General features: G+C 70.4%; 28 protein-coding genes. 18 read left to right on the top strand and 10 right to left on the bottom strand.

Annotation, left to right across the window (positions count from 1 at the left end):
* Window positions 1-43: 43 nt before the first annotated feature.
* The 3 genes from dnaJ to LADH09A_RS03390 all read left to right on the top strand — a co-directional run bounded on the left by dnaJ (window position 44) and on the right by LADH09A_RS03390 (window position 2028).
* Complete coding sequence (gene dnaJ, locus LADH09A_RS03400; protein WP_238643261.1) at window positions 44-1225, top strand: molecular chaperone DnaJ; 1182 nt, start codon at window positions 44-46, stop codon at window positions 1223-1225.
* A 30-nt stretch (window positions 1226-1255) separates the two neighbouring features.
* Window positions 1256-1696 (top strand): heat shock protein transcriptional repressor HspR, encoded by a 441-nt coding sequence (locus LADH09A_RS03395; protein ID WP_088952117.1) that lies wholly within the window; start codon window positions 1256-1258, stop codon window positions 1694-1696.
* Window positions 1697-1833: 137 nt separating this feature from the next.
* On the top strand, window positions 1834-2028 hold the full coding sequence (locus tag LADH09A_RS03390) for a hypothetical protein (protein WP_238643260.1): 195 nt from the start codon (window positions 1834-1836) through the stop codon (window positions 2026-2028).
* Between the two features lie 142 nt (window positions 2029-2170).
* On the opposite strand, the gene LADH09A_RS03385 is transcribed toward LADH09A_RS03390, so the two are convergent.
* Window positions 2171-2602: a hypothetical protein gene (locus LADH09A_RS03385; RefSeq protein WP_179781609.1), complete on the bottom strand. Its 432-nt coding sequence runs from the start codon at window positions 2600-2602 to the stop codon at window positions 2171-2173.
* A 262-nt stretch (window positions 2603-2864) separates the two neighbouring features.
* On the opposite strand from LADH09A_RS03385, the gene LADH09A_RS03380 reads away from it, so the two are divergent.
* Entirely contained in the window at window positions 2865-3227 is a 363-nt protein-coding gene (locus LADH09A_RS03380) for a GNAT family N-acetyltransferase (protein ID WP_238643259.1), read from the top strand.
* An 11-nt stretch (window positions 3228-3238) separates the two neighbouring features.
* On the opposite strand, the gene LADH09A_RS03375 is transcribed toward LADH09A_RS03380, so the two are convergent.
* The 3 genes from LADH09A_RS03375 to LADH09A_RS03365 form a co-directional block, all read right to left on the bottom strand.
* Window positions 3239-4453, bottom strand: coding sequence for a cation:proton antiporter (locus LADH09A_RS03375; RefSeq protein WP_238643258.1), 1215 nt, complete (start codon window positions 4451-4453; stop codon window positions 3239-3241).
* Between the two features lie 5 nt (window positions 4454-4458).
* The gene (locus LADH09A_RS03370; RefSeq protein ID WP_030332098.1) at window positions 4459-4959 is read right to left on the bottom strand and encodes a cation:proton antiporter regulatory subunit; all 501 of its coding nucleotides are present in this window, start codon (window positions 4957-4959) and stop codon (window positions 4459-4461) included.
* Window positions 4960-5135: 176 nt separating this feature from the next.
* Window positions 5136-6272 (bottom strand): epoxide hydrolase family protein, encoded by a 1137-nt coding sequence (locus LADH09A_RS03365; RefSeq protein WP_238643257.1) that lies wholly within the window; start codon window positions 6270-6272, stop codon window positions 5136-5138.
* A gap of 83 nt (window positions 6273-6355) precedes the next feature.
* Between LADH09A_RS03365 and LADH09A_RS03360 the strand changes: the two genes are divergently transcribed.
* The 9 genes from LADH09A_RS03360 (at window position 6356) to LADH09A_RS03320 (ending at window position 14535) form a co-directional block, all read left to right on the top strand.
* A complete protein-coding gene (locus LADH09A_RS03360; protein WP_238643256.1) occupies window positions 6356-7000 on the top strand; it encodes a TetR/AcrR family transcriptional regulator in 645 nt (214 codons plus the stop codon).
* A gap of 85 nt (window positions 7001-7085) precedes the next feature.
* Window positions 7086-9677: an ATP-dependent chaperone ClpB gene (gene clpB, locus LADH09A_RS03355; protein ID WP_238643255.1), complete on the top strand. Its 2592-nt coding sequence runs from the start codon at window positions 7086-7088 to the stop codon at window positions 9675-9677.
* Window positions 9678-9778: 101 nt separating this feature from the next.
* On the top strand, window positions 9779-10159 hold the full coding sequence (locus LADH09A_RS03350) for a hypothetical protein (RefSeq protein WP_238643254.1): 381 nt from the start codon (window positions 9779-9781) through the stop codon (window positions 10157-10159).
* A 143-nt stretch (window positions 10160-10302) separates the two neighbouring features.
* Window positions 10303-10908 (top strand): DUF4178 domain-containing protein, encoded by a 606-nt coding sequence (locus LADH09A_RS03345; protein WP_238643253.1) that lies wholly within the window; start codon window positions 10303-10305, stop codon window positions 10906-10908.
* Between the two features lie 109 nt (window positions 10909-11017).
* Window positions 11018-11842, top strand: a complete 825-nt coding sequence (locus LADH09A_RS03340) for a hypothetical protein (protein WP_238643252.1) — start codon at window positions 11018-11020, stop codon at window positions 11840-11842.
* Between the two features lie 72 nt (window positions 11843-11914).
* A complete protein-coding gene (locus tag LADH09A_RS03335) occupies window positions 11915-12571 on the top strand; it encodes a hypothetical protein (RefSeq protein WP_238643251.1) in 657 nt (218 codons plus the stop codon).
* A 10-nt stretch (window positions 12572-12581) separates the two neighbouring features.
* Complete coding sequence (locus LADH09A_RS03330; protein WP_238643250.1) at window positions 12582-13391, top strand: SDR family NAD(P)-dependent oxidoreductase; 810 nt, start codon at window positions 12582-12584, stop codon at window positions 13389-13391.
* Window positions 13392-13560: 169 nt separating this feature from the next.
* Complete coding sequence (gene pyrE / locus LADH09A_RS03325; RefSeq protein WP_238643249.1) at window positions 13561-14100, top strand: orotate phosphoribosyltransferase; 540 nt, start codon at window positions 13561-13563, stop codon at window positions 14098-14100.
* A gap of 57 nt (window positions 14101-14157) precedes the next feature.
* Window positions 14158-14535: an ArsR/SmtB family transcription factor gene (locus LADH09A_RS03320; protein WP_030332125.1), complete on the top strand. Its 378-nt coding sequence runs from the start codon at window positions 14158-14160 to the stop codon at window positions 14533-14535.
* A gap of 237 nt (window positions 14536-14772) precedes the next feature.
* Here the strand turns inward: LADH09A_RS03320 and LADH09A_RS03315 are convergent, their stop codons facing one another.
* On the bottom strand, window positions 14773-15486 hold the full coding sequence (locus tag LADH09A_RS03315) for a DedA family protein (RefSeq protein WP_238643248.1): 714 nt from the start codon (window positions 15484-15486) through the stop codon (window positions 14773-14775).
* A gap of 207 nt (window positions 15487-15693) precedes the next feature.
* Window positions 15694-17271, bottom strand: a complete 1578-nt coding sequence (locus LADH09A_RS03310) for an LPXTG cell wall anchor domain-containing protein (RefSeq protein WP_238643247.1) — start codon at window positions 17269-17271, stop codon at window positions 15694-15696.
* Between the two features lie 180 nt (window positions 17272-17451).
* Between LADH09A_RS03310 and LADH09A_RS03305 the strand changes: the two genes are divergently transcribed.
* Both LADH09A_RS03305 and LADH09A_RS03300 read left to right on the top strand, forming a co-directional pair.
* Entirely contained in the window at window positions 17452-17931 is a 480-nt protein-coding gene (locus LADH09A_RS03305; protein ID WP_238643246.1) for a SigE family RNA polymerase sigma factor, read from the top strand.
* Window positions 17932-17933: 2 nt separating this feature from the next.
* A complete protein-coding gene (locus LADH09A_RS03300; protein ID WP_238643245.1) occupies window positions 17934-18998 on the top strand; it encodes an LCP family protein in 1065 nt (354 codons plus the stop codon).
* A gap of 103 nt (window positions 18999-19101) precedes the next feature.
* Here LADH09A_RS03300 and LADH09A_RS03295 read toward each other — a convergent pair whose 3' ends face one another.
* A complete protein-coding gene (locus LADH09A_RS03295) occupies window positions 19102-20661 on the bottom strand; it encodes an LPXTG cell wall anchor domain-containing protein (protein WP_238643244.1) in 1560 nt (519 codons plus the stop codon).
* A gap of 147 nt (window positions 20662-20808) precedes the next feature.
* Window positions 20809-21021: a hypothetical protein gene (locus LADH09A_RS03290; RefSeq protein WP_238643243.1), complete on the bottom strand. Its 213-nt coding sequence runs from the start codon at window positions 21019-21021 to the stop codon at window positions 20809-20811.
* A 123-nt stretch (window positions 21022-21144) separates the two neighbouring features.
* On the opposite strand from LADH09A_RS03290, the gene LADH09A_RS03285 reads away from it, so the two are divergent.
* Window positions 21145-21528: a phage holin family protein gene (locus tag LADH09A_RS03285; RefSeq protein ID WP_238643242.1), complete on the top strand. Its 384-nt coding sequence runs from the start codon at window positions 21145-21147 to the stop codon at window positions 21526-21528.
* A gap of 137 nt (window positions 21529-21665) precedes the next feature.
* A complete protein-coding gene (gene fbaA, locus LADH09A_RS03280; RefSeq protein WP_112677486.1) occupies window positions 21666-22691 on the top strand; it encodes a class II fructose-bisphosphate aldolase in 1026 nt (341 codons plus the stop codon).
* 51 nt (window positions 22692-22742) lie between these two features.
* On the opposite strand, the gene LADH09A_RS03275 is transcribed toward fbaA, so the two are convergent.
* Entirely contained in the window at window positions 22743-23936 is a 1194-nt protein-coding gene (locus tag LADH09A_RS03275) for an LOG family protein (protein ID WP_238643241.1), read from the bottom strand.
* 248 nt (window positions 23937-24184) lie between these two features.
* Between LADH09A_RS03275 and LADH09A_RS03270 the strand changes: the two genes are divergently transcribed.
* On the top strand, window positions 24185-24613 hold the full coding sequence (locus tag LADH09A_RS03270; protein WP_238643240.1) for a DUF3151 domain-containing protein: 429 nt from the start codon (window positions 24185-24187) through the stop codon (window positions 24611-24613).
* A gap of 45 nt (window positions 24614-24658) precedes the next feature.
* Here LADH09A_RS03270 and LADH09A_RS03265 read toward each other — a convergent pair.
* Window positions 24659-26059 (bottom strand): MinD/ParA family ATP-binding protein (locus LADH09A_RS03265; protein ID WP_372492217.1); only part of this gene is annotated, 1401 nt, incomplete at its 5' end.

Here is a 26059-nt window from a genome sequence, read left to right as displayed (position 1 = left end):
GGGCGGGACGGCTGGGCCACGAGGGTCGAGAGGAGGTGGACCGGTGAGTTCGAAGGACTGGATCGAGAAGGACTTCTACGCCGTGCTCGGCGTGGACAAGGCCGCCTCCGCGGATGACATCAAGAAGGCGTACCGCAAGGTGGCCCGGGAGTCGCACCCGGACCACAACCCGGGCGACCCGAAGGCCGAGGAGCGGTTCAAGGCCGCGTCCGAGGCCTACAACGTGCTGTCGGACACCGGCCGCCGGCGCGAGTACGACGAGATGCGCTCGCTGTTCGGCTCGGGGGCGTTCCGGCGCAGCGCCCGGGGCGGAGGCCAGCCGGGTGGTATGCCGTTCGACGTCTCCGACATGTTCGGCGGCGGTGGAGGCGGCGACCGTCGCTTCGGGGGCGCCGGCTTCCAGGACCTGTTCAGTTCGATCTTCACCGGTGGTCAGGCCGGTGGTCAGGCCGCCCCGCGCGGTCCGGCCCGCGGTCGGGACGTGGAGACAGAGGTGGCACTGGACTTCGGTGACGCCGTCCGCGGGGTGACGCTGCCCCTGACGCTTCGCGCACCGGGAGTCTGCGAGACCTGCCACGGCAACGGTGCCAAGCCCGGCACCCAGCCGCGCACCTGCCCGGTCTGCCACGGCGCCGGGGTGACCACCCGCGACCAGGGGGCGTTCAGCTTCTCCGAGCCGTGCCGCAACTGTCAGGGCGTCGGCACCGTGGTCGAGGAGAAGTGCCCGGAGTGCCACGGCAGCGGCGGGGTCACCAAGACCCGCACCATGAACGTACGGTTCCCGGCCGGGGTGGCCGACAGCCAGCGCATCCGGCTGGCCGGGCGCGGTGAGCCGGGCGAGCGCGGCGGCCCCGCCGGTGACCTCTTCGTGCACGTCAAGGTTCGGCCGGACGAGCTGTTCGGGCGTACCGGTGACGATCTGACGCTGACCGTGCCGGTCACCTTCGCGGAGGCCGTGCTCGGCACGGACCTGCGGGTGCCCACGCTCGACGGTGCGGTGACCCTGCGGGTTCCGCCGGGAACGCCGAGCGGGCGGGTGCTGCGGGCGCGCGGCAAGGGTGTGGTCCGCCGCGACGGGCAGGCCGGTGACCTGCTGGTCACGTTGGACGTGGTGGTCCCGGCCCGACTGTCGGACGAGGCGCGCGCGGCACTGGAGGCGTTCGCCGAGCAGAGCCCGCCGGCGGCGCGGGAACATCTCGACGCTCGGGTGCGTCGGGTCGGTTAGTCCGATGGAATGGACGCGGAGGTGAGCGGCATGTCGGGCGAGTTCCTCGGTTCGGGTGACCCTGCCTACGAGGCCAAGGTTCTGATGATCTCGGTCGCGGCCAGGATGGCGGGGATGCACCCACAGACCCTGCGCCAGTACGACCGGCTGGGGCTGGTGCAGCCCGGCCGGGCCGCTGGTGGCGGGCGTCGGTACAGCGTCCGCGACGTGGTGTTGCTGCGCGAGGTCCAGCGACTCAGCCAGGACGACGGGATCAACCTGGCCGGCGTCAAGCGGATCATCGGGCTGGAGCGGCTGCTGGAGCAGGCGCAGCAGCGGGTGGCCCGGTTGGAGGCGGAGCTGGACGCCGCGTACCGCAGAGTGGCTGAGCTGGAGTCGCTGGCCCGCTTCCCGGGCCGGGACCTGGTGCCGACCAACCGCACGTCCACCGCGCTGGTGGTCTGGCGACCCCGCCGGATGCCCGATCGCTGACCAACCGCTCACCCGGCGCTGCCTCTTTGGCCCGGACCGTACCGGATTTCCCGGCGCGGTCCGGGCCGCTTCGGTTAGCCTGTCGATACGGGTCCAATCGGCTTAATACGGACCTACCGGCATGGCGAGGGGGAGCGATGGCGGAACCGGCGAAGAAGGTCGCCCAGCAGACGGAAGAACGGTTGGAAGACCTGGCCGAGACCGTCCGCAAGAAGTTCGACAAGGTGACCGAGGGGACCTACCGGGACCGGGTCGTCGGAGGCCGGTTCGCCGAACAAGGCGACCACGGCGGCGACAAGGGACGAGCCGAGACGGAACGGCAACAGGACTGACCGGCGACCGACGTGCGGGCCGGGACCCACGGGGGGTCCCGGCCCGTTCGCCGTCATGAGTGCGGGCCGGGACACGGTGATGCCAGGGCGGGGGTCCCGGCCCGTTCGCCTGAGGTGAGTGCGGGCCGGGACGTTGCCGACCTCAGCCGAGGCGGCGGTTCTCGCGGACCAGGCCGCCCTCGCACCAGTCCCGGTAGACGAACAGATCCGGTCGGGCCAGCAGCACCCGGCCGTTGTGCGCCCAGATCTTCATCAGCTCGTCGCCGTCCCGCTCGGCCTGTTCGACGAGCTTGCGGAAGCGACGCTTCGGGTGGGCGCGGAAGTTCGTCCGGATGCCGTCGGCCGCGTAGATGTAGAGGCAGTGCAACGCGAAGCGCCGCGCCGGGCAGGACGGGTCCATCGCCAACTCGAAGAGCGTCAACACCAGTCGATCGCCGGAGACCAGCAGGTCCCAGTCGGGCGGCATCGACGCCAACGGCACCGAATCAGGTTGGTACGCCCAGGCTCGCAACTCCGCCGGACTGGGATCGACGGGGTTGGCGAAGCCGTGGAACGTCGACTCCTGCACGCTCACCGGCCAACCTTCCGCTCTCGCCCGCGGTGGCACCGATCGCCTGCGGACCCTGGCTGCTGGGGCGAAACGGTAACCCGCCGTCGAGCAGTGCGGTAGTACCCGCGAGGAGCAATTCCGCAACCGTTGGCACGGGCGGGTCCATTGCATCGACAGCGCAGCCGATGATGCTCCTATGACAATCCACGTTAGACGGTTACAGCGGGGCGCCGAGGAGTTCGTCACGGGGCTGGAGTGGCTTTTCGCCCCTCCCGGTAGCCGTCCCGTGGATTGGGACCGCGATCGCGCCGTCGAGCGCACCACGCAGCTGCTCGCCCACGAGGACGTCGCGCTCTTCGAAGCCCGGTCACCTGACGACCAGTTGGTCGGGGTGGCCAGCGTCTACCTGGACATCCTCTCGGTGCGCTTCGGCCGCCGGGCCTCGGTCGAGGATCTCGCCGTGCACCCCGAATGGCGTTCCCGGGGTGTGGGCTCCGGCCTTCTGGCGGCGGCCCGGGCGTGGGCACACGAACAGGGTGCCGACTACGTCTTCCTTGAATCCGGCCTTGGGCGCACCGAGGCGCACCGCTTCTACCTACGCGAGGGTGCGACCCACGCAGCCGCCGCGTTCAGGTGGACCAGTCGCTGACGTCGTCCGGATCAGTGCAGTGAGTCGACGACCGGAATCTGCTCCCGCCGCTGGGCCGCCGCGCGGGTGCGCAGCCACCGCTTGAACCACGGGAAGTCCGGCAGTCGGGCGAGGATCGGCCCGGTCACCACGGTGATCAGGACGTACGTCGCGGCCAGCGCCGCCAACTGCGGCTCGACGCTCCCGGCGGCGACCGCGAGCCCGGCGATGACGATGGAGAACTCGCCTCGGGGTACGAGTGCGAGGCCGGTCCGCCATCGGCCGGGTTCCGCGATGCCCACCCGACGTGCCGCGAGGTAGCCGGTGAGCGTCTTCGTCGCCATGGTGACCACGGCCAGGGCGAGTGCCGGCAGCAACACCGGCGGAATGTCCTGCGGGTCGGTGGTCAGGCCGAAGAAGACGAAGAACACCGCGGCGAACAGGTCCCGCAGCGGCGAGAGCAACTCGGTGGCGTGGTGCGCCACCGGGCCGGAGAGGGCGATGCCGACCAGGAACGCGCCGACCGCCGCCGACACCTGGAGCGACGCGGCGAGGCCCGCGATCAGCAACGTCAGACCGAGTACGCCGAGGAGCAGCGCCTCCGGGTCCTTCGCCGACAGGGCGGACGAGATCAGGTGGCCGTACCGGATGGCGACCACCAGCACGATCAGCACCGTGCCCACCGCGACGGTGAGCGCGATCCCGCCGCCGAGCAGGCCGGTGCCGGCCAGTACGGCGGTGACGAGCGGCAGGTAGAGGGCCATCGCCAGGTCCTCGATGACCAGCACCGAGAGGATCACCGGGGTTTCCCGGTTACCGAGCCGGCCCAGGTCGGCGAGGACCTTGGCGATCACTCCGGAGGAGGAGACCCAGGTGATGCCGCCGAGCACCAGGGCGGCGACCCAGTCCCAGCCGAGCAGCAGGGCGAACCCCGCGCCGGGTAACGCGTTGAGGACGCCGTCGATCAACCCTGCCGGTGCCGCCGAGCGCAGGTTGCCGACGAGCTCGTTGGCCGAGTACTCCAGACCGAGCATCACCAGCAGAAGGATGACGCCGATCTCGGCGCCGACTGCGAAGAACTCCTCGCTGGCGTCCAGCGGCAGTAGCCCGCCGTGCCCGAACGCGAGCCCGGCGAGCAGGTAGAGGGGAATGGGAGAGAGGCCGAAGCGCCGGCTGAGCCGGCTGAGGAGCCCGAGCAGCAGCAGCAGCGCACCGACTTCGATGAGCAGCGTGGTGAAATCGTGCATCCGCCTCAGCCGTCCGGGTCACTGTCGGCGAGGATGGCGGACACGCCGTCGAGACCCCTACGGGTCCCGACAACGACCACCACATCGCCGGCCGCGAAGCGGAAGGAGGGGAGTGGCGAAACGATCACTTCGCCTTCGCGCAGCACTGCCACGATGGAGGCGCTGGTGCGGGTACGCGCCTTGGTGTCGCCGAGCTTGCGGTTGACGTACGGGGACCCGGCCGTGATGGCGATCTGCTCGGTGAGCAGACCGGCGGCCTGCTCGCGCAGCCCGGAGAGCTGGCCGAGCATCAGCGACGCGCCGAGGATGTCGGCCAGGGCCTCAGCCTCGTCGTCGGTCAGCGGGATGTCCGACTGGCAGGCGTCGGGATCGTCGGGGTCGTACAGGACGAGATCACGGCGGCCATTGCGGTGGGAGACAACGCCCAGGCGGCGTCCGGACTCCGTCACCAGATCGTGGCGTACCCCGATCCCGGGTAGGGCGGTCTGCTCGACACGTACTCGCACTCTCCAAGGCTACCGCTTCGTGAACAGAACGCAGATCTTGGAGTAACCGCGCCCTCCGACCGTCCCGAACGCGTCCCAACGGACATGATCGACTCCGGTTCATTGAAGTCGGGGCATCCGAACCGGCAGGACACCCCGACTTTCAGGAACCCGAGTCGATCAACCCCGCGACCCGCTCAGCGGAGGCTGGCGAAGAACTCACGGATGTCGGCGACCAGGACCTCGGTGGCCTGGTGGGCGGCGTAGTGACCGCCGACGTCACCGCGGCCCTCGACGTCGTTGTCGTACACGGTCCACCGGACGATGTTCGCGTGGTCCCGATCGGCGAAACGGCGGATCGACTGGAAGTCACCGGGGAACATGGCCAGCGCGGTCGGCACGGTGGTGGGCGTGGTCGATGACTGCTCGGCGTGCGCGTCCTCCCAGTAGAACCGGATCGCCGACGCGGCCGTGCCGGTGAGCCAGTAGAGCGCCACGTTGGCCAGGATGAAGTCCGCGTCCAGGCCCTCGTCGAAGAGCTGCGCGTTCCAGGCGAGCAGACCGACCGGGGAGTCGGCCAGCCCGAACGCCAGGGTCTGCGGCTGCTGGCTGTGCACCTGGTTGAAGGAGAACTTGTTCTCGTAGAACCACTGGAGGTGCCCGAGCGCCGCCTGGTCCGCCTCGGACAGCCCGGCGAACTCGGCCGGGTCGCCGGAGGGGAACGAGAAGAGTTGGGTGACGTGGACGCCGCGCACCCGCTCCGGGTCGACCCGGCCCAGCTCCGGCGCGACCATCGAGCCGGCGTCGTTGCCGACCGCGCCGTAGTTCGCGTACCCCAGGCGGTGCATCAGCTCGGCCCAGGCGCGGGCCGTGCGGAACCGGTTCCAGCCGGCGCTGCGGGTCGGGCCGGAGAAGCCGAAGCCGGGCAGCGACGGGACGACCACGTGGAAGGCCGGCGCGTCCGGGTCGGTCGGCTCGGTGAGCGGGGCGATCACGTCGAGGTATTCCAGCACCGAGCCGGGCCAGCCGTGGGTGAGCACCAGCGGGGTGGCGTCCGCCCGGGTCGACCGGACGTGCAGGAAGTGGATCCGCTCGCCGTCGATCTCGGTGACGAACTGCGGGTGGGCGTTCAGGCGGGCCTCCACGGAACGCCAGTCGAAGCCGTTCCGCCACCGGTCGGCGAGGGCGCGGACCCGGTCGGTGCTCATCCCGTACGCGTCGCCGGCGCCCGGCAGCTCGGCGGGCCAGATGGTGCGGCCCAGCCGGTCGGCCAGGTCGTCGAGGGCGCTCTGCGGGATGTCGACGCGGAACGGGCGGATCGCGGTGCCGGTCATCGGAACTCCTTCGGAACGGAATGTTTCGTTCTGCAATCAGAGTAGCAGACCGGAACGATCCGTTCCACTGGTAGTGTGGGGTCATGCCGAATCCCCCCGCCAAGACGCTGGCCGGCCGCCGCGCCCAGGCCGCCCGCAACGACGAGGTCATCCTCGAAGCCGCCCGCGCGGTCTTCCTGGACGACCCGAAGGCGCCGATCGCCGCCGTCGCGGGACGCGCGGGCGTCGGCATCAGTGCCCTCTACCGGCGGTACGCGGGCAAGGAGGACCTGCTGCGCCAGCTCTGCCACGACGGGTTGCGCCGGTACGTCGCCGAGGCCGAGGCGGCCCTCGGTGAGCCGGACGACTGGACCGCGTTCAGCGCCTTCCTGGCCCGGGTGGTCGACGCCGACGTGCACTCGCTCACCGTCCACCTGGCCGGCACGTTCACCCCGACCGAGGAGATGGGTCGGGACGCGATGCGCGCCGGCGAGTTGGCCGCCGCCCTGTTCGAGCGGGCCCGCGCCAGCGGGCGGCTGCGCCCCGATGCGGTGGTGCAGGATCTGGGGCTGCTGCTGGAGGCGTGCGCCGCGGTGCGCGTACCCGATCCGGAGCGGACCGGGCAGTTGCGCCGACGCCAGCTCGCGGTGCTGCTGGCGGGTCTGTCGACCGTGCCGACCGCGGACCCGCTGCCCGGCCCGGCGCCCGCGGCGGGAGAGTTCGACTGGCGGTGGCGTCGCCGAGAGTGATGGGCATCACGCGCTAAGGTTGAGCGGAATACGCTCAACTCTGGTTGTGTCCAACCCAGTGGACAACGCCGATCCGGGGGAGCCCATGAACACCGAAAAACTCACCACCAAGAGCCGCGAAACCATCACGGGCGCCGTCGCGCTGGCCAACCAGCGTGGTCACGCCACCGTGGAGCCCTGGCACCTGCTGCTGGCACTGCTGGACACCGAAGGTTCGACCGCCACCGGTCTGCTGCGCGCCGTCGGGGCCGACCCGACCGAGCTGCGCCGGGCCGCCCAGCGCGCGGTCGACGGCCTGCCCGCCGCCCGCGGCTCCAGCATCGCCGAGCCGACCCTGGCCCGGGAGTTCGTCAACGCCATCGGCGCCGCCGAGCAGATCGCCCGGCCGTTGGGCGACGAGTACACCTCCACCGAGCACCTGCTCGCCGGCCTGGCCCGGGTGGGCGGTGCCGTCTCCGGTGCGCTGAAGACGGCCGGTGCCACCGAGGAGGCCCTGGTCGCGGCCTTCCCGACCGTGCGGGGTGGCGACCGTCGGGTCACCACCGCCGACCCGGAGCAGACCTATCAGGCCCTGACCAAGTACGGCGTCGACCTCACCGCCAGCGCCCGGGACGGCAAGATCGACCCGGTCATCGGCCGTGACTCCGAGATCCGCCGCGTCATCCAGGTGCTCTCCCGGCGTACGAAGAACAACCCGGTGCTGATCGGCGAGCCCGGCGTCGGCAAGACCGCGATCGTCGAGGGGCTGGCCCAGCGGATCGTCACCGGTGACGTGCCCGAGTCGCTGCGCGACAAGAAGCTGATCTCGCTGGACCTCGGCGCGATGGTCGCCGGCGCGCAGTACCGGGGGCAGTTCGAGGAGCGACTCAAGTCCGTTCTGGAGGAGATCAAGAACTCCAACGGGCAGGTCATCACCTTCCTCGACGAGCTGCACACCGTCGTCGGCGCCGGCAAGGGCGAGGGCTCGATGGACGCCGGCAACATGCTCAAGCCGATGCTGGCCCGTGGTGAGCTGCGGATGGTGGGCGCCACCACGCTGGACGAGTACCGCGAGCACATCGAGAAGGACCCGGCTCTGGAGCGCCGTTTCCAGCCGGTGCTGGTCGGCGAGCCGACGATCGAGGACACCATCGGCATCCTGCGGGGGCTCAAGGAGCGCTACGAGGTGCACCACGGCGTACGGATCACCGACGCCGCCCTGGTCGCCGCCGCGACGCTGTCGGACCGCTACATCACCGACCGGTTCCTGCCGGACAAGGCGATCGACCTGGTCGACGAGTCCGCGTCCCGGCTCCGGATGGAGATCGACTCCCGGCCGGTCGAGGTCGACGAGATCGAGCGGGCGGTCCGCCGGCTGGAGATCGAGGAGATGGCGCTGGCCAAGGAGCCGGACGCTGCCTCCGCCGAGCGGCTGGAGCGGCTGCGCAAGGAGTTGGCCGACAAGCGCGAGCAGCTCACCGTGCTCTCCGAGCGCTGGCAGACGGAGAAGAGCCACATCACCAAGCTCTCCACGGCCAAGGAGGAGTTGGAGCGCCTCGGCGGCGAGGCCGAGCGCGCCGAGCGCGACGGTGAGCTGGAGCGCGCCGCCGAGCTGCGCTACGGCCGCATCCCCGCCCTCAAGGTCGAGCTGAAGCAGGCCGCGGAGGAGCTGGCCCAGCTCCAGGCCGACGGCGCGATGCTCAAGGAAGAGGTCGGCGCGGACGACATCGCCGCGGTGGTCGCTTCCTGGACCGGCATCCCCGCCGGCCGCCTGCTCGAAGGCGAGACGGCCAAGCTGCTGCGGATGGAGGAGTCACTGGGCGGCCGGGTGGTCGGCCAGGCCGAGGCGGTCGGGGCGGTCTCCGACGCGGTACGCCGTGCCCGGGCGGGTATCGCCGACCCGGATCGCCCGACCGGCAGCTTCCTCTTCCTCGGCCCCACCGGTGTCGGCAAGACGGAGCTGGCCAAGGCCCTCGCCGAGTTCCTCTTCGACGACGAGCGGGCGATGGTCCGCATCGACATGAGCGAGTACGGCGAGAAGCACTCGGTCGCCCGTCTGGTGGGCGCCCCGCCCGGTTACGTCGGCTACACCGAGGGCGGCCAGCTCACCGAGGCGGTGCGCCGCCGGCCGTACTCGGTGATCCTGCTGGACGAGGTGGAGAAGGCCCACCCGGACGTCTTCGACGTGCTGCTCCAGGTGCTCGACGACGGTCGGCTCACCGACGGTCAGGGCCGTACGGTGGACTTCCGCAACGCCATCCTCGTCCTCACGTCCAACCTCGGTTCGTCGGTGATCGGCGACCTGACGCTGGCCGAGGAGCAGCGCCGGGAGGGCGTCCTCGCCGTGGTGCGGTCGCACTTCAAGCCGGAGTTCCTCAACCGGCTGGACGACATCGTGGTCTTCGCCTCGCTGCGGGGCGACGACCTGCGTTCGATCGTCGACATCCAGCTGGACCGGATGCGGCGGCGGTTGGCCGACCGCCGGCTCGGCCTGGAGATCACCGACGCCGCCCGGGACTGGCTGGCCGAGCACGGCTACGACCCGATCTACGGCGCTCGCCCGCTGCGTCGCCTGGTCCAGACGGCGATCGGCGACCAGTTGGCGAAGGCCCTCCTGTCCGGCCAGATCCGCGACGGCCAGACGGTGAAGGTGGAAAGGAACACGACCACCAACACCCTGGCGGTAACCCCCGCCTGAACACGGTGATCAAGAGGTTTGCGTCATGGTGTCGTCTTCTCATGACGCAAACCTCTTGATCAACAGGGTGGAGTGGAGGCCGGCGGGGAAAGGGTGGGGGCATGTTCGGGATGCGGAAGGCCTGGGAGCGGGAACTCGGTGCGGCTGTCGACACGTTGGTCGCGGCCGACACGCTTGCCTTTGGTGGGGTCGGCTTCGCCGGCAAGCTGTTGCCGGTGACCGAGGCGTACCAACGCGTCGAGGCCGCCCTCGACGACCACCCCGAGGAAGTACGCCGGCAGCTCGACCGGGTGCTCGCCGACGGCACACCCGCCGGCCGGGCGTACGCGGCGACGCTGCTGGAGCGGATCGACCCGGCGGCGGCCCGAGCGGCCTGGACGTCGCTGCGCGACGACCCGAGCGAGTTCACCACCTTCGTCGGCTGCGTCATGGACCGCGAAACCATCGGCAACTACGCCACCCAGCGCCTCGCTGCGGCGTGAGTCATCCGCAATCCACAGTGCGATGGTGCACACCGGGCGACACCACGGGTGCCGTCGGTAGCTGAGCCGTCCGTCACCGTACGGGTCCGGAAGGTGCCGACGGTTGTTACCGTCTGCCCCGACGTACCTGGGGAGGTGGTCGGGTGAGCGGGTCAGCGATGTACCTGGTGGGGGCCCTTGCCGTACTCGTGGCGGCCGTGGTCGTGATCATCGTGCGAGCCCGGCTGCGAGCCGCGGCCCGGCCCGACGGCGCGCTGCCACCCGGCCGTTCGGCGGGGCAGCCGGGTGGCGGCCCACTCCGCCTGGCCCCGGGCGACCGGGTACGGATCCAGGCCCGGGAGTACGTGGTGAGTGGGACGGTCCGCCTGGTCGAGGGCGACTGGAGCTGGGTGCAGCACCTGCTCGACGACGACTCCGGCACCCGCCACCGGCTCTCAGTGGAGGACGGCCCGGAACTCGAGCTGGTGCTCTGGACGGCCGAGCCGGGCGCGACCGTCACCCCGGGCGCCCCGACCATCGACCTCGGCGGGCGGCGCTACACCTGGGCCGAGACCGGGCAGGCGCGCTACACCGCCACCGGGGAGACCGGGCTGGCGTCGGCCGGGACGATGCGCTACCACGACTACCAGTCGGGTGGCACCGCGCGGCTCTCCTTCGAGGCGTACGGCGAAGAGGGCTGGCGAGTCGCCCGAGGTGACCTGCTCGACCCCGCCGACCTGACGATCCGTCCCACGTCCGGGGAGCACTGACGTCCGGGGTGCACTGAGCCGAACCGGGTGGGACGCGCGGGGTCGTCACGGCATGCCGAAGTGGCCCGTTGTCGATACGGTGTGGGCGCGATCTTAGGGAAGGAGAATCGTGGTCGATTCCCAGAGCACGCCGGCCCGTCAGCGGCCATCCATTGTGTCGATTTCCAGCTACCTGCTCTTCCTGTTCCTGGCGTGCCAGGTGATCACTCTGATCATCACGCTCAGCACCATCGGTAAGACGCGCGACGCCCTCCGTGACGCGTACGCGGGAAGCAACGTCGAAAACGCCGACCAGGTGGGTGACGTCTTCTACGCCATCGGCCTCGGCAGCGCCATTCTGGTGCTGCTGCTGGCGGTCGTGCTGGGCGTTCTGGCCCTCTTCAACAACCAGGGCCGCAACGGTGCCCGGATCACCACCTGGATCGTCGGCGGCATCATGGTCTGCTGCGTGGGTGGTGGCCTGCTCAGCAACGCGGCCGGTGGTTTCACCGCCGGTGGCGACACCGGCGCCAACGGGCCGAGCAGTGAAGAGGTCCAGCGCCGGTTGGAGGAGGCCCTGCCCTCCTGGGCCACCGCGGTGAGCCTGCTGCTCGGTGTGGTCAGCCTGATCGCGCTGCTTGCGGCTCTGATCCTGCTGGCGCTGCCGAAGGCGAACGCGTTCTTCCGCAAGCCGACCGCGGCGTGGGCGCCGCCGACCCCGGGCGCCAGCTACCCGCAGGCCCCGGGTCAGCCCGGCTACCCGCAGTCGTCCGGTGAGCCCGGCTACCCGCAGTCGTCCGGTGAGCCCGGATACCCGCAGTCGGGTGGGGAGCCGAGCTACCCGCCGCCACCGGCCACGAACCGGCCGGACGACACGCCGCCACCGGCCACGAACCGGCCGGACGACACGCCGCCCGCGGACCGTCCCGGGTCAACCCCGCCGTCGACGAGTTGACCGACCGATAAGCACGACGCCGACGATCCCTCCGAGTAGGTTGCAACCCGACGCCTACCGGAGGGATTCGTCGTGTCGTACCCGGAATCGGCATCGGCCCGCCGGCCCGCCGTCGTCCTGATGGCTGCGGGCGCGCTGCTGGTGATGGCAGTTGGTGCCCTCGCGTACGCCGTGGTCGACCTGGTGGTGCTGGGCGGGACGGTCGACGCGTTCCGCTCCGCTGCCCGGGACACCTCGGCCAGCCCCGAGCAGATCGACGACGTGGTGACCCTGCTCCGCGCGTCCGCGGTGCTGTCGGCGGTGGTGGCCGCGCTCAGCGCGCCGGTGCTCGCCGGCCTGGCCCTGGGGTTGCTGGCGGGTCGCAACGGCGTCCGGGTGGCCACCTGGGTGGTCAGCGGGCTTGGTCTGCTCGCCGGCTGTTGCAGCGTGGCGGTGCTGATCGGCGAACGAGCCGCGCCACTGCAACTCGGCTCCGGTGAGCAGGCCGTCGCCGAGTTGCTGGGACTGATCGGCGACGCGTACCCGTCGTGGTGGATTCCGCTCAACGCCGGGCTTTCGGTCGCGCAGGGGCTCGGTTACCTTGTAGTAGCTACGCTGCTGGCCCTGCCGGCGGCGAACGCCTGGTTCGGTCGCCACCGCTCGACCGCGCCGACCGTCCCGTCCGCACCACCGGCGTTCCCGCACGCCCCGCACCAGCCGCCGCCCGCGCCCCCGTACCCGCCCAGGTGAGGACCACCCCGTGACGCTCGACCCCACGACTGCCGAGCGCCGGGCACTGATCACCGGGGCCACCGCAGGCATCGGCGCGGCGTTCACCCGGCGGCTGGCCGCCGACGGCTGGCACCTGGTGCTGGTCGCCCGTGACGCGGCCCGGCTGACCGAGCTGGCCACCGAGTTGGGCTCCGCCCACGGCCGCCCGGTGGAGACGATCCCGGCGGATCTGTCCACCGACGACGGCTGCGCCGTCGTGGAGCGACGGCTCGCCGACGGCAGCCCGGTGCACCTGCTCGTCAACAACGCCGGCATCAGCCTCAACAAACCGTTCCTGCGCTCCACCGCAGAGGACGAGGCGCGCCTGTTGCGGCTCAACGTGCACGCGGTCATGCGGCTGACCCTGGCGGCGTTGCGACCGATGACCGAACGACGGAATGGGGCAGTGATAAATGTCTCTTCGGTTGCCGGTTTCGGCACGGCGATGCCCGGCTCGACCTACTCGGCCAGCAAGGCGTGGGTCACCAACTTCAGCGAGTCCGTCGGCCTTTCGGCGCGGCCTTTCGGCGTCCGCGTGATGGCCCTGTGCCCCGGCTACACCCGCACAGAGTTCCACCAGCGGGCCGGCATCAACATGTCCAAGACGCCGGAGTGGCTGTGGCTGCGGGCCGAGGATGTGGTCGACGAAGCCCTGCGTGACCTGCGCAAAGGCAAGATGGTCAGCGTTCCGGCGTGGAAGTACAAGATGGTCGTTGCCGGCATGCGGCACGCCCCCCGCCGGTTGCTCCAGGCGGTCGCGAGGGACACCCGCGGCCGGATCGGTCGCGACGAGGGCTGAGCCTCGACCGGCCCACCGGGCCCCGGAGGTCGTCGGGATGCTGCTGGCGCGCCGCTATCGAGCCAGTTGCTGAGCGTAGTCGAACATCGCCAACCATCGGTCCCCCACCGGGCTGATCAGGGTGGACCCCACACACGGCGTTCAGAGTTGCGCAGTAACCTCTATCGCCATGGGGGACCACGACGACCTGCGTAAATTCATTACCGACCTGGCTGTGGTCCACGGACGGGTCGTGCTCTCCTCGGGGCGTGAGGCAGACTGGTACGTGGATCTGCGGCGCGTCACGCTCCATCACCGGGCCGCTCCTCTGGTCGGCCGGGTGTTGCTCGACCTCACCGCCGACTGGGAGTACGACGCCGTCGGCGGCCTCACTCTGGGCGCGGATCCTGTCGCGCTCTCGATGCTGCATGCCGCCGCTCCGACCGGTCGGGCCCTGGACGCCTTTGTGGTGCGCAAGGCGGGCAAGGCCCACGGTCTGCAACGGCGGATCGAAGGACCGGAGGTGGCCGGCCGTCGGGTGTTGGCGGTGGAGGATACGTCCACGACAGGCGGAAGTGTGTTGACCGCTGTCGAGGCACTTCGTGAGGCCGGGGCGGAAGTCGTAGGCGTGGCGGTTATTGTTGATCGAGGCGCCGGCGACGCGGTGCGAGCCGCCGGATTGCCATACCGGGCGGCCTATACGTTGGCTGACCTCGGCCTTGTGGCGTAAAAGTTTGCCGATTCGGATCTGCTGATATGCAGGCGGATCGATGCTGCTGGTGGAAGGATGGAATACGTGGGAACTGCGTTGGCCGAAATGACTATGCCTCAGATCTCGCCGCTTAACGGCGAGCCGATCGAACGTGCCGATGCCGAGCGTCTCGCCGGGGTCCTCAAGGCCCTTGCTGATCCTGCTCGGTTGCGGCTGCTCAGCCTGATCCAGTCGGCCCCCGAGGGCGAGGCGTGCGTCTGTGACCTGACGGCGCCGCTCGGCCTCTCTCAGCCGACGGTCAGTCACCACCTGCGCATCCTCACCGAGGCAGGCTTGCTGCAGCGGGAGAAGCGCGGTGTCTGGGCGTACTACAGCCTGGTCCCGAGTGCGATCGCGACGATCGCGGACCTGCTGACCCCGCCGCGTAAGCGGGCCACCAAGAAGGCTCGCTGACATAGGCGCTGCACGTCGTCCCGCGCCGGGACGGCGTCCGGTGGCGAGCCAGGGGTGGCGCCATCGGTGAGTGACACCTGCTCGTCCCCGGCCGCACCGCCGGAGGCCGGGTCCGACATGCCGACGGCCGACCCCCGCACCAGGGGGCCGGCCGTCGTCGTCGTAGTACCGATAGTCCGGTGCCATCCCCACCGGGGAGGGCACCGGACGGCCGGCGCCGGGCCGGCCACGACAGGGTCAGTGCTTGCCGTAGTTCTGGCGGGTCTCCCGAATGGCTTCCTCGGCTGCGGCGCGCTCCGCCGCGGTGGTGCCGCGCTTGGCCGCCATGCGGGCCCGGAGCAACTCGACCGCGATCGGCACCACCGAGATCGCCACGATCGCGATCAGAATCAGCTCGATGTTCGCCTTGACGAACGGGAGCTGGCCGAGGAAATAGCCGAGCACCGTCACGCCGGTGCCCCAGAGCACCCCGCCGATGATGTTGTAGGTCACGAAGGTGCGGTAGTTCATCCGGCTGACGCCGGCCACGATCGGCGTGAACGTCCGCACGATCGGCACGAAGCGGGCCAGCACGATGGAGCGCGCGCCGTACTTCTCGAAGAACTCGTGCGCCTTGATCACGTTCTCCTGCTTGAACAGCCGGGAGTTCGGACGGCGGAACAACGACGGGCCGACCTTCCGGCCGAACGCGTATCCCACCTGGTCCCCGGCGATCGCCGCGAGGGTGATCAGCAGGCAGACCAGCCAGAGTGGGTAGGTGATGTACTTCCCGTCGGCGGTCAGCAGACCAGCTGTGAAGAGCAGCGAGTCTCCCGGCAGGAAGAAGCCGATCAGCAGGCCGGACTCGGCGAAGACGATGACCAGAATGCCGAGTAGCCCGAACGACGAGATCAACACCTCCGGATCGAGCCAGTCCGGGCCCAGGGCCAGGGTGGTGATGGGCGTCGACACGAGGCGACCTCCGAAGTGTCTACCGGGTGGGGTGTGGTTAGTCGCCCTTGGCGACGGCACGACCGTAGTCTAGGTGCCCCGCCGATCCGCCCGGTGCTTGACGTCACGGTACGGGCGGGCTCGGAGCCGCCATCGGCAGCCAAGGTTCCGACAGGACGATGCCCCGCCAACCAGAAGGTCGACGGGGCACCGGTGGTGCGAGATGGGTCAGGCGACGAAGCGGGTCCGGCGGCGCTTGGCCACCAGGTAGCCACCGACGCCCGCGGCGAGCAGCAGCGCGCCGAGGCCGGCGATCAGGCCGGTGGACTGACCGGTGACCGGCAGACCGCCACCGTCGCCGTTGTCGCCGCCGCCGTTGCCACCGCCCGTGCCGCCGGCGTTCACCAGGATCTTGGCGGTGTCGTTGGCCGGCTTCAGGTCGGCGTAGAAGCCACCATCGCACTTGCACGGCACGTTGACCTTGACCGTGCCGGTGGCGTTGGCGATCACCGTGTCGATCCGGAACTTGAACTCGCCGGTCAGCTCCTCGCCCGCGGGGGCGAACGGGCCCGAGTAGCACCGGTATCCCGCCGCGCCGGGGGTGCCGGCCTCGTCCCACTCGGCGTCGTTGCCGGTACGCGGAGCACACTCCAGCGGCACCTCGACGGCAGTGGTGCCGTTCGGCACGGTCACGTCGACGAAGGTCACGTCGGCCTCGTCGCGGATGCGCTCCAGCGTTGCCGGACCGTTGTTGCGGAAGCCGAGCGCGGCGGTCAGCACCGCACCCTTCTTGCCGGTGAGCGTGGCACCGACGGCCTCCAGGTCGGCCCCGTTCTTGCCAGTGACCTCCACCCGCACGGAACTGTGGTTGTTGCTCGGGTCGGTGTCCGTCTGCAGGGCTCGGGCACCACGAGCGCCGGCCAGTGGGGCCAGCGAAAGCTTCTTGCCCGCGCCCTTGCGGGCTGCCTTGGCGCCAGCCTTCTCGCGTACGTCGTTGAGGTCCGCGAGATCCCCCGGGGTGAGCAGCCAGATGCCGCCGCCCTGGGTGCCCGGTGCATAGGCGTCCTTGGCCACCTCATAGTTGATGGTCGTCGTGCCACCCGTGCCCGCTGCGATCGTCTGATCGAACTCGCAGGCGAAGAGGAAGTCCTCCTCGTAGTAGCAGTTCTCGAAGCGCTCCTTGGTTCGGATGCCGTAATCGGTGTCGAACAGCGCCACGACACCCTTGACGTCGGTCTTGCCGACGTTTCGGACTACCAGCGGAACCTCGAACGCGCCACCGGGTGCCGCCTTCACCCGAGTGTCAGGCCCACCCGCCAGGTCGACGCCCTCGCCTACCTGGATCCGGGAGGTGAAGCTGGCGACGGCCTTGTCCGCGGACTTGACGCTGATCTTCAGCTCACCCGCGTCGCCAACGGCCGCCTTCTCCGTCGGCACGATCAGTACCTCGTCGAGAGATCCGCCGAATACCTCGTCGACGACGAGTGGGAAGTGCTTCACGCAGGTGAGAACCCCGGCACCGTCGGGGGCGCAGTCATTGCCGGTGCCGCCAGCCAGCGTGACCTTGCCGGTCAGCGAGCGGTAGTCGTAACGGACCGTGACCTCGTTGAGGACGGCCGGCGCCGAGCTGTACAACTGCGCGCTCGCGACCACGCCAGGCGAGTCGGGGGCGACGGTGACGTTCTGGAAGTACAGGCCGTACTCAGGTGCCGGAGCGGCGGCTCCGGCGGGACCGGCGGAGGCTGCGACGAACGCGCCTGCTACGCCCAGTCCGGCAAGCCAGCGCCGGGTGGAGTGGGTGAGCATGAGGGAGGTTCCTCCAGGTGAGGGTTCAGGTGGAGCGTGTGGATCTTAAGGAACCCTTAAGGCTGGCTGCAGCCCCGGAAACCGCCTGTCCAGCAACATCAACCAAAAGGTTGATCGGCGTCGCCGCAATGATCGGTCGGTCCGCTCCCGTCATGTGAGGCAGGAGACCCGGGAGGTGCAGTGACGTACGAGGAGTTCGCGGACACGCGGCTGGCCCCGCTACTGCGGTACGCGGTGATGCTGACCGGCGATCCGCACCAGGCTCAGGATCTGGTTCAGGAAACCATGGTCCGGGTCCAGCTCAACTGGCGTCGGGTCGCCCGGGCGGACTCACCCGAGCGATACGTGCGCCGCATGCTCACCAACCAGTACGTCGACTGGCGGCGCGGCTCCTGGGTCCGCCGGGTGCTGCTGCGCGGCGAGCCCGACTCGACCGTGCCGGTGACCACCGACCACGCCCAGTCCGCCGTCGACCGGGACGAGATCTGGTCCTGGCTGTCCCGGCTGCCGCGTCGGCAGCGGGCCGCCCTGGTACTGCGCTACTACGAAGACCTGCCCGACGTCGAGATCGCCGACATCCTCGGCTGCGCCGTCGGGACCGTCCGTTCGTCCATCTCCCGGGCCCTCGCCACGCTCCGGGCCGAGTACGTGGAGGCGTGAACATGATTGAGGACGACCTGCGTGCCGCGTTCGTTCGGCACGAGCCGTTGACCCCGTCGACCGGCCCGCTGCGGGCCGCCATCGACCGGCTGGCGAGGCGTCGGCGGCAGTTGCGTCGACGCTGGCAGGCCGGTGGCACGGCCCTGGCCGTGCTCGGCGTACTGGGCATCGGGGTGCCTCTCTTCACCCCGGAGAGCGCCGGGCCGCCGCAGGCCGCCGGTCTGACCGGTGCGTCGGATCGGCCGGTGGCGGCGGGTGCGGTGAACGTCCTGCTCGTCGGCATCGACAACCGGGGGTCCGTCCCACCGTTGGCCGACTCGGTGCTGCTGCTGCACATCCCGTCCGACCGCAGCCGCCCGTACCTGGTCTCACTGCCCCGCGACCTGAAGGTGCCGATCAACGGCCATGACACCGACAAGCTGAACGCGGCGTTTCCGCTCGGTGCGGGCCATTCACCACCGGATCTGACCAAGGGTTACGAGCTGACCCGGCAGACGGTGGCGACGCTGACCGGCGTCCGCATCGACACGGGAGTGGTGTTGACGTACTCCGCTCTGCGCACGCTGACCAACGAGGTCGGCGGCGTGCCGGTCTGCCTGCCCGAGCGGGTGCAGTCGGCCCACACCCAGCGGGTCTTTCCCGCGGCGTGCCAGCGGCTCGACGGTGCTGCCGCGGTCGACCTGCTCCGCCAGCGGTACGGGCTGCCCGACGGCAGTCAGGGCCGGGACCGCAACGCCCGGATCTTCGCGGCCGGGCTGGTCCGGTCGGCCTCCGACCAGGGTGTGCTCACGAATCCGGTACGACTCGCCAAGCTGCTGGGTGCCGTCGGCCCGGACCTCGCCGTGTCACCGGGTGAGGCCACCATGCTGGATCTGATGCGGCTCGTTCCGACGCTGCGATCGGTGGACCCGGTCGGGCTCAGTCTGCCGGTCGGCGAGCCGACCGGGTCCAGTCACTTCGTGCAGGCCGACCCGAAGCTCGCCCCGGAGTTCCTGGCCGCGTTGCGCGAGGACCGGCTGGGCGACTGGGTGGCCCGTCACCCCGGGCAGGTCAGCCCCACTCGCTGACGGCGACATCGCCGCGCGGTGATGCTCATCATCGGTCCGTGCGGACCACGACGGCGCCCCGTCGGCCTGGTACGGGTCGACGGGGCGCCGGTCGGTGGGTGGATCAGACGACGAGGCGGTCGGTTCGCCGCCGGGCGAGCAGACGGACGCCCACGCCCGCGACGAGCAGCAGGCCACCGATGCCGGCGATCAGGCCGGTGGGAGAACCGGTGATGGGCAGCGCGCCACCGTCACCGTCACCGCTGCCCTGGCCACCACCACCGCCACCGCCCTGAACAGCGTTGACCACGATCGTGGCCCGGTCGTTGACCGGTTTGGTGTCGTCCTCGAAGTTGCCGCCGCCGGGGCATTCGCAGGGCGCGTTGACGTGCACCGTGCCCCGGGCGTTGGGGATGACCTTGTCGATGCGCAGCCGGAACGTCATGGTGTAGGTCTGGCCGGCCACCAGGAGCATCTCCGAGGCGCACTGGTACGTGCGGGTGCCCGGCCGCAAGTGACAGCTGGCGGGGATCTCGACGGCGGTGGTGCCCGGTGGCAGCTCGACGACCGTGTGGGTGGCTGCCTCCCAGTCTGCGTTCGTCTTGTCGAGCGTCGCGGGGCCGTTGTTCCGGAATCCGACGGTTGCCGTGACGACGGCGCCGGCCCTGCCCCTGAGCGTGGCTCCGATCGCCGCGAGGTCGGTGCCGTTCCTGCCGCTGACCTTGATGGTCCAACCGGTGTAGTTGTAGCCCGGGCCGACGTCGGTCTGGTCGGCCTGCCGCATCCGGCTGGGTGCCTCGGCCAGGGTCAGCTTCGGGCCGCCCCCGCGGGTGGCCGCGCGAGCGCCGACGGCTTCCCGTACGCGGGTCAGGTCCTCGAAGTCGGCAATGGTCATGAACTCGGCGTAGCCGGTCTGGTTGGTCGGGGCGTAGGTGTCCTTGGCGAGTTCGAAGTTCAGTGTGGTGGCCAACCCCGAGCCCACCGGGATCTCCTCGTCGAACCGGCAGGAGAGCAGGTGGTCGCCGGAATAGAGGCAGTTGCTGAACCGGTCCTTGGTCCGGATCGAATAGCCGAGGTCGAAGACCGCGACGAACCCGGTGACGGGCTTGTCGCCGACGTTGGTCACGGCCAGCGGCACAGTGACCTTCCCGCCCGGCTTTGAGGAGTGGGTGGTGAACGGCCCGCCGGCCAGGTCCACCCCCTCGCCGATGCGTACCTGCGAGGTGTAGCTGCCCCGCTGCCCGCCGGCCGCCTCGAAGCTGACCACGACGTTGCCGGAGTCGCCGACCTGCGCGTCCTGGGTGGCCGCCATGTCCACCCGCTTGGTCACGCCGCGGTGGATCCCGCTGCCAAGAGGCGGCAGCTCGCTGAGGGAGACGCCAAAGGGCTCCTCGCAGACGAGAACGCCGGGCTCCGGTGCGGCGCACTCCTGCTGATCGGCGGGGACAATGGTGATCTTGTTGGCGAGGGAGCGGTAGTCGTACCGCACGGAGACGTCGTTGAGGGTCGCCGGCTCATCGGAGTACAGGAACAGACGGGTGTTCTTCGTCGAGCCGACGGCCAGGGTGGTGTCCTGGACGTAGGGCTCGATGTCGGCAGCGGCGACGGCCGGGGTGGCGGAGGCGGCGACCAGCGCGCCTGCGACGCCGAGCCCTACCAGCCAGCGGATCGAGTGCTTGAGCATGGGGGTCCTCCCGTGGGGATACAGGTGGCGCCCGTCCAACCTAGGGAGGCCCCGGCTCTTCCGGTGGCCTTTTAGGATCGATGTCCGTCTAATGACCCGAACGGCTGAGCAGCTCTGTCGCAACGGACAGTCGACTCTGCGACCGGGTCAGCGGTAGTCGTCCTCGTCCCCGGTGACGACCCGGGCCTGCTCCATCGCGTCCCAGTCGCCGACCTCCAGGCCACGCTGGGGCTCGCCGTCGGCGTCGGCGGGGCCGACCACCGTGGCCTGCTCGACCGCGTCGGCCGAATCGGCCTCCGGGTCGCGCTCGTCCGGGGCGAGGTGGTCGCCGGGGATGAAGTCCTCGTCGGGCTGACCCATTGTCCCTCCCGGGGTCTCGGGGCACGGTTCCCACCCACCGTACGGGTTGGGCCGGCACCGCGCCCGGAAGCGGAGTAGGCGGAATCAGCCCTCGACGACGCGACCCGATGCCAGGATGGGGCCGTGGGCTTCCTCATTCGACTGGCGATCACCGCGGTCGCTCTGTGGATAACCACCCTGATCGTGCCCGGTGTCGACGTGCACGGCCGCTCGGGTGGCAACACCGTACTCACCCTGATCGTGGTGGCACTGATCTTCGGCGTGATCAACGCCGTGCTCAAGCCGTTGATCAAGGTCGTCGGCTGCGTGTTCTACCTGCTGACCCTGGGCCTGTTCGCGCTGGTGGTCAACGCCCTGCTGTTCCTGCTCACCGACCGGATCGCCCGCGGGCTCGACCTGCCGTTCCAGGTGGACGGTTTCTGGGCGGCGTTCTGGGGAGCCATCGTGATGACCGTGGTCACCTGGCTGATCAGCGTCATCGTGCCGGACAACCTGGACCGCCGGTGAAACGGCTGGCACCCGGGTCGGTTGTTCCGGCAGACCCCACCTACGGGATACTGCCGGGCGGAGGACAGCGCGGTCCGGCGCACAAATGAACAACAGCGGCCAGCACGGCCGAGAGTGGTAAGTAAGGAGCGTTTAACATGCCCATCGCTTCCCCCGAGGCTTACGCGGAGATGCTGGACCGCGCCAAGGCTGGCCGGTACGCGTACCCCGCGATCAACGTGACCTCCTCCCAGACGCTGAACGCGGCGCTCAAGGGCTTCGCCGACGCGGAGAGCGACGGCATCATCCAGGTCTCCACCGGTGGCGCCGAATACCTCTCCGGCCCGTCGATCAAGGACATGGTCACCGGAGCGGTGGCGTTCGCCGCGTACGCGCACGAGGTGGCCAAGAAGTACTCGGTCAACATCGCCCTGCACACCGACCACTGCCCGAAGGACAAGCTGGACAAGTTCGTCCGTCCGCTGATGGGCATCTCGCAGGAGCGGGTGAAGCGCGGCGAGGAGCCGCTCTACCAGTCGCACATGTGGGACGGCTCGGCCGTGCCGGTCGCGGAGAACCTGGAGATCGCCGCCCAGCTCCTCGACGAGGCCGCCAAGGCCAAGATCGTCCTTGAGATCGAGGTCGGCGTCGTCGGTGGCGAGGAGGATGGCGTCGAGAACGCCATCAACGACAAGCTCTACACCACCACCGATGACGGCCTGGCCATGGTCGAGGCGCTCGGCCTCGGCGAGAAGGGCCGCTACATGGCGGCGCTGACCTTCGGCAACGTGCACGGCGTCTACAAGCCGGGCAACGTCAAGCTCCGTCCGGAGATCCTCAAGCAAATCCAGGACGCCGTCGGCGCCAAGTACGGCAAGGACAAGCCGCTCAGCCTGGTCTTCCACGGCGGTTCGGGGTCCCTGCTGAGCGAGATCCGCGAGGCCCTGGACTACGGCGTGGTGAAGATGAACATCGACACCGACACCCAGTACGCCTTCACCCGGCCCGTCGCGGACCACATGCTCCGCAACTACGACGGCGTGCTGAAGATCGACGGCGAGGTCGGCAACAAGAAGCAGTACGACCCGCGCGCCTGGGGCAAGGCCGCCGAGGCTGGCCTGGCCGCCCGCGTCGTCGAGGCGTGCGAGCACCTGCGCTCCACCGGCACCACGATGACCAAGTAACGACGTACCACCGACGGCCGGCTTCCCTCGCGGGGAGCCGGCCGTCGTCGTTCACGAGGTGAGCAGGCGAACGGCCTCGCGCACGTCGTCGGTGAGGTGGATCGTCGCCGACAGGTCACCGAACGGGGACGCGGCCAGCAGCGGACGCAACAACGCCTCCACCGGCAACTCCGCGGTCCAGTAGGCGCGATCCAGGAAGACGTACGCGCCGCTGGCGCCGTCGGTGCCGTAGTAGGTCTTCGTGGCCGCCTGGAACACCTCCTGCACCGTGCCCGCCCGCCCCGGCGCGAAGACGATGCCGCCCCGGGCGAGTCGCAGGATGGTGTCCTCCCGGATCGCGTTGGAGAAGTACTTGGCGATCCGCCCGGCGAACAGGTTCGCCGGTTCGTGCCCGTACAGCCACGTCGGGATGGCCAGCCCACCGGCTCGCGCCCAGCCCAGGTCGTCGCCCCGCTGCCGGGGAACGCCCGCGTACCGCTGCCGGACCGTCAGCGCCGTGGCCGTGTACCGGTGGTGGTCGGTGAAGTCCGGTGCCGTGGCCAACAGGTCGATCGCGGCTGTCACGTCCGTCGCCGGCCGGTCCGCCAGGTAGGCGCCGAGGTTCGCCGCCTCCATCACCCCGGGCCCGCCGCCGGTCACCACCAGGCGGTCGGCCCGCGCCAGCTCCCAACCCAGCACGGCCGCCATCCGGTACGCGGGACTGCCGCGCCGCACCGCGTGCCCCCCCATGATGCCCACCACCGACTGCGGCCCGTGCCCGGCCAGCCAGGCCCGGGTGGCATCCGCCAACGCGTTGTCGACCCCGTGGTCGTGCAGCCGCTGACCCAGCGCCTCCTTGACGTCCGGCAGCGCGCCGCCGTGCGCGCGGTAGTGGTCGTACACCCGGGTGTCGTACATCCCGGTGAACCCACCCTCGGCGAAGCCCGCAGCCAGGTCCTCCGGGGTGTAGAGGTGTGTCGGCTGGGTCGGGTACGGCAGCCCCGAGAACGGCGGCACCACGTTCGCGCCGCGTCGGACCAGGTCGGCGCCGACGTCCCGGGACGCGAAGCGGCAGCCTACGAAGAGGGTGCCGGCGACGTCGATGCCGGTCAGGTCGGGCACCGGTGCGAGGTCGAGCCGCAGGCCCTGCACGGTCAGCCCACTCAGCCGGCCGGTGGCCAGTTGGCGGTCGAACTCGTCCCGGGTCTGGATCTCGCCCGCGTGCAGGTGCGGCTCGATGACGTCCGCAGGAGGTGGGGTCGGCACCGGGCCATCCTGCCCCTGTCCCGGGGGCGGCCAAACCTCGGGCCCGGGGTGAAACGACAGGAACCCGGTGGCCGTGGCCACCGGGCTCCTGCGTTACCGGTTCCTGGGGAGGCTCCGGACCATTAGTTGTAGTGGAAAACACCTGGCAGCGGCATAGGCCGCAGGCGTGACCAACTCCTCAGCCGTTCAGCGGAACGTGTCGGCCGACCCGCTCGCGTGTCGCCCTGTCCAGCGGGTTGAATGGGGCGATGCAGAACCTTTTGCCAGAGCCCCCGGCCACCCGCCTGCCCGCGAACGACGAGGCCGACGCCGCCCTGGCTGCCGCCGAGGAGGCCGGCACCGATGAGGCGTTCGCCAGCGTGGCGGCCGGCTTCCCCACCTACAGCGCGGCCTGGGCGGAGCTTGCGGCCCGGTCCTTCGCACAGGACCAGGTCGTGACGGCGTACGCCTACGCGCGCACCGGCTACCACCGGGGCCTCGACCAGCTGCGCCGCAGCGGGTGGAAGGGGCACGGCCCGGTGCCGTGGTCACACGAGCCCAACCGGGGCTTCCTCCGGTGCCTCTACGTGCTGACCCGAGCTGCGGACGAGATCGGCGAGGCCGACGAGGCGGCCCGCTGCGCCCAGTTCCTGCGTGACTGCGACCCGGAAGCGGCCGACGCGCTCGCCAGCAACTGACCCCGGTCCGACGGCCGGCCCGACATCGGGCCGGCCGTCGGCCGCTTACAGGCCTTCGGCAACCGCGGCGGCGATCTTCAGCCAGGCGTCCCGGGTGGCCGAGGAGAGCCCGCCGTACCGGATCGGCTCACCCGTGTCGATGAGCCGCTCGTACGGGGCCAGCAGCACCGCCCGGGTGCGGGCCGCGAAGTGCTCCTGGATGGCCGGCAGGTCGATCTCCTTGCGGGACGGCGGCATCGACACCACCGTCACCGCCTGCCGGACCAGCCGTTGCCGACCGCTCTGCTCCAGGTGGTCGAGCATCCGGGCGGCCGTCTCCGCCGAGTCGTTACGGGCCGACATGGTGACCACCAACTGGTCGGTGGCGTCCATCGAGGCCTGCCAGTTCTGCGCCCGCACGTTGTTCCCGGTGTCCACGAAGATCAGTTTGTAGAACCGGCTGACCACCTCGCGGATCTCGGCGAACGCGGCCGCGGTCAACATCTCGCCACCCGTGGCCGACTCGTCCGAGGCCAGGACGTCGAACATCCCCTCGCCCTGGGAGCGGACGTACTGCGACAGGTCGCCGACCCGCCCGTGCGCTCCCTGGAACTGCCCGAGGTCACGCAGCATGTCCCGCACCGTGCGGGAGTGGAAGTCCTGCTGGGCGCGCATCCCCAGCGTGCCCTGGGTCTCGTTGTTGTCCCACGCCAGCACGTAGCCACCGCGCTTTTGACCGAACGTCATCGCGAGCAGCAGGATGGCCACCGTCTTTCCGGCGCCGCCCTTCGGGTTGACCACGGTCACCTGCCGCAGCCCGCCGAAGTTGCGGCGCACCATCTCGATGTCCCGCTTGAGCTCCTGTTCGTGTCGCCCAGGAGAGAGCTTGAGCAGGCCCATCTTGTTGACCACCGCGCGGACGCCCATGGTCGCCACCGGGTCGGCGGGCCGGACCTGCCGACGCTTGCTGAAGTCCTCGGCGGTCGGCACCGCCGTTGACTCCGGCGTCCAGCTCGCGTCCGGGTATCCGGTGGCGTCCGGGTATCCGGTGGTCGGCACCTGGGCCGTCCCCTCGGCCTCCTGGTAAGGCTGACCAGGAGGTGCGCCGGGCGGGCCCTGCTGCCAGGGCGGTGGGTACCAACCAGGGGACGGCGGGAACGGCCCGGGCGGCGCGGCCTGCTGGGGCACCTGCGGTGGCAGGTTGCCGAACTGCGTCAGGTCGGGCGGGGGTGGGATCGGCGTCGGGCCAGCCTGACCGGGGATCGTCGGGTCGAACGAATGACCGGCCGGACCGGGGCCGGCCTGCGGGAGGCCGGCGTGCGGCTGCGGCCCCGGCGGGGCCGGGATCGGAGGGGTCGCGGTCGCGCCCTCGTCCTGCGTCGGTGTGGGGGCGCCGGCCGGCCGCTGCGGCGGGTACGCCCACGGCGACTCGCTGGCCGGCCGTGCCGCCCCACCGGCGGACCCGTC

Source organism: Micromonospora cabrerizensis (assembly GCF_022230955.1).
GTDB classification, from domain to species: Bacteria; Actinomycetota; Actinomycetes; order Mycobacteriales; family Micromonosporaceae; genus Micromonospora; species Micromonospora cabrerizensis.
Note: the sequence above shows the minus strand (reverse complement) of the source record. Positions and strands in the feature narration are given on the sequence as shown.